This is a genomic window from Ramlibacter alkalitolerans, assembly GCF_016722765.1.
Lineage (GTDB): Bacteria > Pseudomonadota > Gammaproteobacteria > Burkholderiales > Burkholderiaceae_C > Ramlibacter > Ramlibacter alkalitolerans.
Genome location: NZ_JAEQND010000014.1, coordinates 108,325 through 118,636 on the forward strand (window position 1 = coordinate 108,325; position 10,312 = coordinate 118,636).

Genomic DNA, 10,312 nt, shown 5'->3' on the forward strand with positions numbered 1-10,312 from the left:
TTGCTGCAACGCCGATCGGCACGGTAGGAGGAGGTGAGCTTGGATCTTGATGGGCTGGTGCTGGTCAACCGCGACTTTGGCTACTGCAAGATCACCGCGCACACGGGAAATAGCGTCCGTGTGAAGTTCATTGGAACGAATCGGGACGCTTGGTATGGTGTCCAGGTTGTCGCGGCGCAGAAAGACTTTAGATGGACGCCAATGCCTGCAGGGTTGAAATGCCGTGTACCTGATCGGGGCCTCTGCACGATCATTGAGGTTCCGTTCCAGCCTTCCAGCGCTCATGGGGTGCACGAGTACCTCGTGCTCTTTGACGGCGATGCGGGCGAGACGGCCAGGCTGACCGAGCGAGAGCTGTGGCCGATTCCCGGTAGCCTCGCCGAGACTCCGCTGACCCGCCTCACCAGCCTCCAAGGCGACTCGCTGCCGAACTTCCGCGCAAGGGAGGGCCTGTTGGCGGCTTTTCAACAGGTTGATCGGGAGTCGGCAAACATTAGCGCGCTCGCTGCCAGCCGTGTCGCGCTGCTACCGCACCAAGCCTTTGTGATCGGCACCGTCATAGACGATCCGCTCTGGCGCTACATACTCGCGGACGAAGTCGGTCTGGGCAAAACCATCGAAGCCGGCGCCATCGCGCACCAACTGCTCAGCGAGAATCCCGATGCGCGGGTTCTCGTCCTATGCCCTGGCCCGCTGTCGCGCCAGTGGTTGTGCGAAATGCATTTGTCCTTCGGCGGGCGCGCCTTCCGCCTACTTGATCTGCACGACTCGTCGAAGGTCTCCCTCAAAGCCTGGCCACTGGTGATCTCTTCATTGAAGGTGGCCGCTCGGGATTACCGTGCCCGGATACTTGGCACGCAGTGGGACATGGTGATTGTGGATGAGGCCCACCAATTGCTGTGGAACGATGGCCATTACGGGTTGGTCGAGCAATTAGCCAGCGCTGCCCCGCGTCTGCTGTTGCTAAGTGCCGTTCCGGCACGCGAGCGCGATACAGAACTGATGCGGTTGCTACGGATGATCGAACCGGAACGCTACTGCGAGGGCAGTCCAGTAGTGGACCAATTCTCGACACTGTATGCAGCACAGTCCACGATTGGTCGGAGGCTTCGGATAGTCTCTCGTCAGCTTGACGACTCTGAGGATGTTGATCACGAACAACTCCAGAACGACGTGCATCGACTGTTGTCCATTGACGTGCTTCGGGAGGATGCGGATCTGCGCAACTTGGAGCGATTAGCGCAGGCGACTCAAGAAACCGCGGGCAGACTGCTTTGCTATCGACAGCTGGTCGACGAGGTGGTCTCGCGCTACCGCATAAGCCGACGGATTCTCAAGAATCGCCGTGCTCGCCTGGTCGACGCTGAATTGCTGCACGGAGTCCCCCGCGCACTCATCACCGAGATCTACGAGCCGTCCGCGCTCGAGGCCCGGATCGCAGCCGAGGCGCTCGACCTGTTGTCCTCCCTGGCCAGCAGTTCAAGTTTAGATGCGCTTCAAGTCCTGTTCCGGAAGGTCGCACAGTCACTGTGCGATCCGGTCGGTCTCTACGAGATCGCGAACGCTTTGGTTGCGGGTGACGGCGGGACCAAGGTGGACATGCGGATCTTCGATGCCAATGCAGCCTTCGACTACGACGAACAGGATGCGGTGCTTGGAGGCTGCGCCGATGTCTTCGCGCCCGAACTCGACCCGTCCCGGCTGACTCGCTGGGTGAGCCTGCTGCGTGCCGCCATCGAAGTGCCGGAGCAGGCCCGAATCATGGCCTTGAAGGCCTGCCTGAGGCGACTCTTAGCCGAGGGATCCCGCAAGCTGCTCGTATTCGCTGGAACATTTGGCGCCGCCGAGTACGTGGCCGAGTCGTTGACTGCGGACTTCGGCAACGAGGCCGTTGCGTCATTCCGGCATGACCTGCATGACGACGAGAAGGAAAAGCAGGTCGCCCGCTTTAAGCGCGACGCGCAGTGCTGCATTCTAGTGTCCGATGAGTCCGGCGGCGAAGGTCGGAACTTCCAGTTCGCGGACGTGCTTGTGCACTTCGATCTTCCTTGGTCGGTTTCGGCGATGGAGCAGCGCATCGGAAGATTGGACCGGATCGGGCGCGATCGGCCCGTCCGCTCGTTCGTGATCTGCCCCGCCGGGGGCCTCGAAGAGGCATGGCTGCACTGCCTAGACCAGGGCTTCGGCGTGTTCACACGCTCGATCAGCGGGCTGGAATTCATGCTTCATGCCACGGAACGACTTGCCGTGAAGACCGCGGTCGAGGGAGGGCCTGCGGCACTGGCCGACATGATCCCGGGTATCAGAGAGGCGAGTGAACGGGAACGTGCCACCGACGACGCCGAAGCCTTGACCGATGCGGCTTCGTTCCGCCGCACGAGTCTCTACCTGCGGGCCACCGAGAGTCGGGCTGACGAGATGCTCGAGAAGTCGGTTCCCTCATACCTGCGTGCAATCGGCCGTGGAGATGCGGCCAGGCGGGTGACGGATGACAAGGACCCAAACCTCAGGATCTGGCGTCTGAGGCCGGAGGAGGTTACGGACTACAAGCTGGTCGGACTGGAACGACAGGGCGAGATTCCCCTAAAAGATTGCCATGGCACGTTCTCGCGTTCAGTCGCGCGAGACAGGCCCGATTTGGACTTCTTCGGAATCGGCCACCCTGTGGTTGACGCGTTAGCTGTAGCGATCAGGCAGCACATTCGAGGACGCTCGCTGATGGTCCGCATCGAAACCGACACGGTGACACCTGGATTGATCCTGCTTTCAGCATGGAGGGTGGTGCGGTTCACGTCAGAGGGAACTGAGAGCCTCACCGAACGGGCCTTGCGCTTAGTGCGTGGTCGGGTCGTCTGGGGGGCGGTAGATTTGGAGACCGGGGAAGAGTTTGATGCTGCGATTGCCAGCAGGCTTGCGGCGGAACTAAGCAGTGAGGAGGCTGTTACCCATGACATGGCGCGCGACCAAGTGATTGAACTGGTAAGCCCTGTGCAACGTTCATGGTCTGCCACCTTAAACGCCTTGATGGCGCGTGCAGCAGCGAAGGCCTTGGAGGCCTACAAGGCGAGGTACGGGGAAGCGGATGCGTCCTTCTGCGAGCAATTGTTGACAGAGGCCAAGGCCGTGGCCCGGACGCGATTGGACGAAGGGGACGAATATGCACAAGCTGTATCCGCGACACTGGACGCGATTCAGCGCGCGGTACTTGAATCGGATGTGCTCTGCCTATTAAAGGTCGATCCACTGCCGCAGCCATGATCGTTTCTCATATCCTTGGACACCTTCTCCAGTTCGGTCAAGTACCGGCCTGGTACGCCGCAAGCGATTTCGCAGGTCCGGGGGGCCATGCCATCCGGCGGCTCGTTGCTGCCATGCGCGCCGGTGCCAGCGGCCCCGATTGGGCCGTGCTCGTGCGCCAGTGTCTGCGCCGATTGCCGGATAGCGAGCGGGTGTTGGTAAAGCGACTCAATGGAACGACGGAGGCGCTTCTCCGTGACGTCGATGTGCGCCAGGAGTTCGATGGCACCTTAGTTGCCGAGCCTTACCGGCCCGACTGGGTAGCCGAATTGGGCGACCAGGCCCTGGATAGACCTCGTGCGGAGGCGGCCGATGCGGCTCCGCCTGTGGCGGGGGAGCCCTGGCTGCGCCATCTGCTCGGCAAAAGCGCTTGGAAGTCTCATGCGCAGCGGGAAGCTACGTGGCAGGCCTTGAACGCACCTGTGAACTCGACGCTTCTAGTTGGCTTGCCGACAGGCTCCGGCAAGAGCCTGGTCTACCAATGCTGTGCGGCTTTCGAGACCGGCCTGACCGTGTTGGTGGTACCAACGATTGCGTTGGGCATCGACCAACTCGCTGCCGTTCGCGAACTTCCCTTCGCACAAGCCTATGAGCCGATGTTCTACACGTCGGACCAGGATGCGCAGGCCGTGCTCGAGGCCGTGCAGTCGAGACGCTGCCGGCTGCTTATAACCTCTCCGGAAGCCATCGTCGCCGGCCGGTTGGCAGGCCCTCTGCGAAGTCACGCGCAGGATGGTTTCCTGCGTCGTCTCGTGGTCGACGAGGCTCATCTTATCGAGTCATGGGGGGCCGACTTTCGAGTCGAGTTTCAGTTGCTCGGCGCTGTGTTGCGCGAATGGCGGGCCCTGGCCCCGTCGGGTGTCAGGGTGTTGCTATTGTCGGCTACCTTCTCGCCCTCGACCCCTCCGATGCTTCGGGACATGTTCGCCGGAGGCGACGTGGCCTGGGAAGCGCACATCGTCCAGCGCCTGCGGCCCGAGATTCACTACTTCGCCGTGCCAGACTGGGTCCACCCTGAAGAGCAGGTACAGCGGGTGAGCGAGGCGTTGCGCCGCCTTCCCCGGCCTGCCATCCTCTACGTCACCGAAATCGATAGCGCGCGCGAGTGGGGTGAGCACTTCCGCAGCGCCGGCTTCGTCCGCTTCCGCGTTTTTCACGGTGACACACGTGGTCCCGAACGCCAAGCCATTATGAAGGCTTGGCGGAACGACGAACTCGACCTCGTCGTGGCCACCTCCGCATTCGGCATGGGGGTGGACAAGCCCGACGTCAAAGCGGTGGTGCACGCATGCTTTCCTGAAGGCATCGACCGCTTCTATCAAGAGGTCGGACGGGGGGGGCGCGACGGAGAGCCCTGCGTCTCGTTATTAGTACCCAAGCGCCGCGACGAACGCATCGCACGCACAATGGGCCCAACGCTGCTCAAGGATGCCGAGAAGGTAAACGGCCGATGGCGCGCGATGTGGCATTCCCGTGAGACCGTGGCCGATGCGGATGACAGGTCGACGGTCAAATTTCGAATCAGGACAGATGTCCAACCGGAACATCGATTCGGCAGACAAAGCTTCAGTGAGAACGAGCGCTGGAACAAGCGACTTCTGCTGATGATGGATCGTGCTGGCCTTATCCGCATCGAATCCCTCGGGTGGGAGCGCCGGCAGGAGGACGCTGATTCGGTCAAGTGGGCCGTGGTCCGTCCCTTTACCTCAACACTGCAGATGGAGAGTGGGCTGTCGGAGATGCTTACAGAAATGCGCGCACGTGAGATCTTGTCCATTCAGCGATCTGTGGACGCGCTGGTCCGATATTTCCACAGGGAACGGGCGGTATGCCGCGAACTCAGGACGCACTACGGGCCGGAAACTTCACGGAGTTGCGGATCTTGTGCTTTGTGCCGAAGCCATCGTGAGCGTCCCGCGGGGATGGGATCGCTCGAACTCGATGAGGAACTCACTGTCACGAGCCCGGCAGTACAGGTGGTCCAGGCTCCTGCGCTAAGCGACCCTAATTCACGATCTGAACTGGTGCGAGCGCTCCGCCAGGTTCTACAGAGCCACCGGGTCGACCGTTTCTTGATGGGATCCGTAAATCGCCCAGCGCTCGAGGCGCTACTCGAGCATGCCGATGACGGCGCACGTCCGTATCGGATCGACGAATTGGGGCAGAAACCCACACCGCATGTTCGGCCACACGAAGCAGTGGTCGTCCTTCACGTAGGCACCATCGATGAGGGTGCAGGCATCTACAACCGAAGAGGCCGCTGGGTTGCGCATTGGCTGTTGGGGGGCACAATTGAACACATTCCGGGGCGTTGGCCCTTCCTGCACGAGTACGGCGCGCTGGCGTATCCGGGTGTGGATGGACTGAGTCAGTGGCTTAACCGTAGCGATGTTTGCACTTAGGCGTTCATCCGACAGACCATGTTCACAGACAACCCAACGATCCCGGCTCAGCTTGAAGTATTGCTGGACGTGGTTCATGCAATGCGTCAGCGCAAGTGCAGCGCCGAGGCCCTCCGCCACTTGATCCAACCTGAGGGGCTACCGGGCGTAAAGCCCAACAGTGCGCAAGTAGACAACCACTTAGCCGCGGCAAGAGAACTCGAGTTGGTGAAGGCCGACGAGAACCAGGACATCCGTCTGACCTATTCATTTCGAGGTGAGCATAGGGCCAAGCCAGCCATTCTGGCCGCCTTTGATTGCATCGCACTCGCCAATGCCAACGTGGAGAAATGGGCGGGGCGTTTCTATGCTTACATGATCGCGCAGGAGGACGACTTCAACGGTGGCCAGGCCGCGGTTGAAGCGTTCGCCAACAAATTCATGGTGGACCTGCCCTCCAGCGTCGACAAAGGCAATCCGATGAACCTGGAAAAACATCGGGCGTTGATGCGTTGGTATCCATATGTTGGCATGGGTTGGGTGGACCCTTCTGGTGCGTTCAATGCGGACCCTACCGAGCGGCTACGTCGCGCCCTTCCCGTAATCTGGGAAGACGAGCGAAAGCTCGATGCCCAGGAATTTATGGATCGTATGGGCCGTGCCTGCCCGGAGTTAGATGGAGGTGCGCTGTTCAACGAGGTGACCGAGGCATTGTTTTCTGCTTCGGCGCGACAGTGCACACAGGCCCTCGCCACCGCGCTTCGCAGGCTCCACGACGAGGGGGTATTGCGGCTGCATTGCCCGTCCGACAGTAAAGGCTGGAGCCTTGATAGGGCGGGACAAAGCCAAGTGACCGGTGAAGCCTCGAACCGCTTCGACGCGGTCGAGCGGGTTGGACGGAGGTCCAAGGCATGAGACTAGACAGACAGCCCGCGAAGCCAGGAGACATCTGTTGGGACTCCGCGTACGCGACGCGGATGCTCTCTCCCATCTCGCAGGTGGGCGTCGATGCGACTGACTGGTTCCTCGCGACGCATTCGCCTATCACTTGCGAGGACTCCGCTGGGCCAGTGGAGCAGCAGGATCTTTTCGAGGAACTTTTCGCCGCTTCCAAGCCCGAGACACTGGTCATCGTCAAAGGCGAGCACGGCGCCGGCAAGTCGCAATTGATCAACTGGCTCAAGCTGCGCTTTGATGATGCGCTCGCTCATGGCGAACATCCGGGGGTGGGGAAACGGCGCCTTAGGTCTGTCCTGATCCGCCGTCGGTCGGGTAGCCTCAAAGACGCGCTGGAGCAACTCGTTGAGCAACTGCCTGAGTACGAACGCTACCTGGCCAAGATCCAAGCGGCGATCGCTGGCGTGTCCGGAGAGGCGGCAAAGCGTCGCCTCTATACCGAGATGCAACACTGCCTCCTTGCCACACGCGATGCAACGCACAAAAAATTGAAGGCCTTAGACGAGGTATTTAACGCCAACGCCACTGTGGCTTGGCTTTGTCGCAAAGGTGGGGCGATTGACCGCAACATTCGACGCTTGACCGAAGAGAGCGACGTGGCCGCGCGCGAGGCGCTGCCACCCTTTACTGACGAGGACTTCGACTTCCCCGCAAATGCGCGGTTCGGATTCGACGACGATCTCGCTGACCGGTTGTCGGACGATGAGGCATTGAGGCGCGATGCCGCGACAAGAGCGACCGAACATTTGCGCCAGGCTATCGCGGGGCTTACCGGACTTCGGGGCCACACGCTCAATGAGATCTTCCGACAAATTCGGGAGGAGATGCAGCGTCAAGGCGAAGCCTTGGCACTCTTCGTCGAGGATGTCTCTACGCTGTCTGTCCTTGATGAGGAATTGATCAACGCGCTGCAACCCCTTAACGATCCTGCGTTGTGTCCGCTCCTCAGTGTATTGGGCATGACTGTGCCGGCCTTCAATCGACTGCCGGACAACCTGCGAGGGCGCACCGACCGCGTGCTTGAGATCTTGCCGCAAGCTAGCCTCACGACATCCGAAGCCGGTGGCGACGCGACAGACCGCTTTGTTGCGCGCTACTTGAACGGACTTCGAGTAGGACCGCAACAGGTGCACGTCCTCGGTGACGACGTCCGACACTATGGTGACCAGCGCCACAGTGCGTGCGAGGAGTGCGCGTTGAAGTCGAAGTGTTTTGAGGCTTTCGGCGCCGTGCGTTTCGGCGAGGCCGAAGTCGGTCTCTACCCTTTGTCGCCAGGAGCTGCGAGGCGCCTGCTATCGGGTCTGACTGATACGAAGCTCTTGACACCCCGAACGCTACTGCAGTTCGTCGTGCTGCGACTGTTAGGCGGCATGGCCAAGGAATCCCGAAGCGTCAATCTGGGTATGTCCATAGAACCGCGATCTCCGCGGGATCTCCTCGTCGAGCAGGACCGGATGCTGATCGGATGGACTGCGGACCAAAAAGGTCGGATACCGTTTCTGCTGTATTACTGGACAGGTTCTGAGACCCTTGCGGGCGGCGCAACTTCCCTATCCCCGATGCTCCCATGGTTCGGGCATCCACCCTTCAGTCAGGGGACGGCCCCGAGACCTTCGCCTGTGAGGCCCCAAGCCCCCGAACCGAAGCCCCGGGTCCCTCTGGTGCCTGAGGTGTCAAGTAAGTACACGGAGGCCATCAATCGATTGCAGGCCTGGTTTCGACTGGAGCGCCCTCTCGAGGGAGACTCAGACTTCCGCAAAATGTTGGCGGCGGTCATTACTCAATCTCTCCCTCTTGATGATGTACGCGAACCGTCCGATCGGATCAGGCGCGCTTCCGGGTCAATCGATGCCTCTAACATCGAGATTGAGGGCATGATCCGAAAGCCGAGTGTGGCGAGCAAGGCCCGCTTTAGCTTCAGCAGGTCTGAGGAGATCTTTCAGTTGCTCACGGACCTCTCCGCGTTCGAGCACCTTGGTCGGAAATCGTGGCGCTTCCCTGGTGGGGAGGACGCGCGACGGCGCTATGGAACATGGCTTGCGAACAATGCCGACAAACTCATCCGCAGCTTCGATTTCAGCTCGTCCAAACCGGCTGATGCTATCCGAGTCGGCATTCGCTTCCTGCACTTGGCGTACAGGTTCTCAAATCGTAAGGACCTCCCACCCGACAAGGCGGGGGCGGTCGAGGCAATCGTCTCCTTCAAGCCTACTCCGGCCCTAACTCTTACGGCGTCAACGCAAGAACTTGCCGCCAGCCTTCCGCAACGGGTGCAGGAAATCCGCGACTTTATCGTGGAAGAGCAGGCCGTCCGGCAGGGTACGGGCGGTATCAACTTCATCGATCCGCGTCCATTCATCGAGCACCTATCGGCCCCGCCGGAAGACCTCTCGCTAGGAGAGATCGACGCGGCCAAGACAGTCACCGACTATCCAGCCATCGGTCGCCTAATTGCATCTAAGTGGGCAAAGCTGGATGAGGTGCTGGGAGAGGAGCAACGGGCGCTCTACCGTCTAACCTATTCGCTCGAACCGCTTCTGCGGGCATGGGGACTGTCGACTGGATCGATACCGGATGCGCTGCGCGAGTACCTCGAGGGCGCGCGAGCCGTCATCAAGGCCTGCGAGGCTGCCGGTCAGTCTTTGGGCGATTCGGGACTGCAAAACCAGATCCGCGACTTGGCGCCCGCAGTCGTCTCGCGATACGTGTTGGCCATCGAAGACGCCATCAAGGTGTTGGAAGCTGAACCCGTGTCCGTGTTGAACCTGGATATTGCGTCTGTCAAAGACACGGTCGACTTCGTTTCGCGCGCTGACAACGCAATTCAGCGCCTGCAACAGACTCTCGCCGAACGCCTGTCTGAGGTGCTGACGGAGGAAGAGGTAGAGATGGATCGGAATAACGCATTGTCTGCTATAGATGAACTCGTGGCCCTAGGCAGCGAGGAGTCTGGCGCGGCCGGAGCCAAGGTATGACGCCCCTTTCACAAGCGAACCATCTTCGCCAACTGGAGGCCAAGATCAAGGGCCTACCAATTCAGGACGCCTTATTGCGTCGGCGCCAGACCTACCTCAAATCGCAGGAAGAGGCGCAACGACATCGGGCCGGGCTCCAAGTTGTACTCGAACAGGTCGAGGCATTGCGCACCATTCAGGGTAGGCCGGATCTGCTGGCCGAGGCGCAGCATAAGCGCTTTGGCGCGGTACGAGCCAGGGCTCGCGAAATTAGCGCCCTACTCAACGAGCCAGCGCCAGACAACCGTAAATTCAGCGAAAAGCTCGAGCAGATCAAGCGTGCGGGCACGTTGCTTTCTGACGAGGCTAAGGAGATCTGGAGGCAGTTGGGCGAGGACCACCGCAATCGTGCGAGTATCTTCCGGCCCTTGGCGCACCGCTTGAGTCCGAACCTGGGCCAGCGTATGCAGGAACTAGACCGCTTGTTGGCCCAGGGAAACGCTCCGCCAACCGATAGCAACGTGGTGCAAGCTATTGTCGAAGCACGTAGAGGCCTCGACGCGGAGATTGCGGCGCTTCGAATGGACGGACCTATCGAGACCTTCCTGCAGGAAGCGCAAGCGGGTAGAGGCGATCCCAAGGCCTTGCTTGATCCGCAAGTGCGCGAGTACCTCGATGCTCACCCGCAATTGTGGAAATCTCTACGAGTAATGCTGGCGTGAC

The 10,312-nt window shown here is 60.5% G+C and carries 5 protein-coding genes; all 5 read left to right on the forward strand.

From position 1 onward, the window contains the following. The first annotated feature begins 39 nt into the window (after positions 1–39). The 5 genes from JI746_RS22815 (at position 40) to JI746_RS22835 (ending at position 10,311) form a co-directional block, all read left to right on the forward strand. Entirely contained in the window at positions 40–3,258 is a 3,219-nt protein-coding gene (locus JI746_RS22815; protein WP_201692589.1) for an SNF2-related protein, read from the forward strand. Continuing rightward, entirely contained in the window at positions 3,255–5,699 is a 2,445-nt protein-coding gene (gene dpdF / locus JI746_RS22820) for a protein DpdF (protein ID WP_201692590.1), read from the forward strand. The genes JI746_RS22815 and dpdF overlap by 4 nt, the downstream gene beginning before the upstream one ends. Before the next feature lie 18 nt (positions 5,700–5,717). Beyond that, positions 5,718–6,593 carry a protein DpdG gene (gene dpdG / locus JI746_RS22825; protein WP_201692591.1) on the forward strand — a complete coding sequence of 292 codons (876 nt, stop codon included), beginning with the start codon at positions 5,718–5,720 and terminating at the stop codon, positions 6,591–6,593. 62 nt (positions 6,594–6,655) lie between these two features. Then, positions 6,656–9,610, forward strand: a complete 2,955-nt coding sequence (locus JI746_RS22830) for a hypothetical protein (protein ID WP_201692592.1) — start codon at positions 6,656–6,658, stop codon at positions 9,608–9,610. Beyond that, positions 9,607–10,311: a hypothetical protein gene (locus JI746_RS22835; protein WP_201692593.1), complete on the forward strand. Its 705-nt coding sequence runs from the start codon at positions 9,607–9,609 to the stop codon at positions 10,309–10,311. Before JI746_RS22830 ends, JI746_RS22835 begins: the two co-directional genes overlap by 4 nt. The last annotated feature ends 1 nt before the right edge of the window (position 10,312 follow it).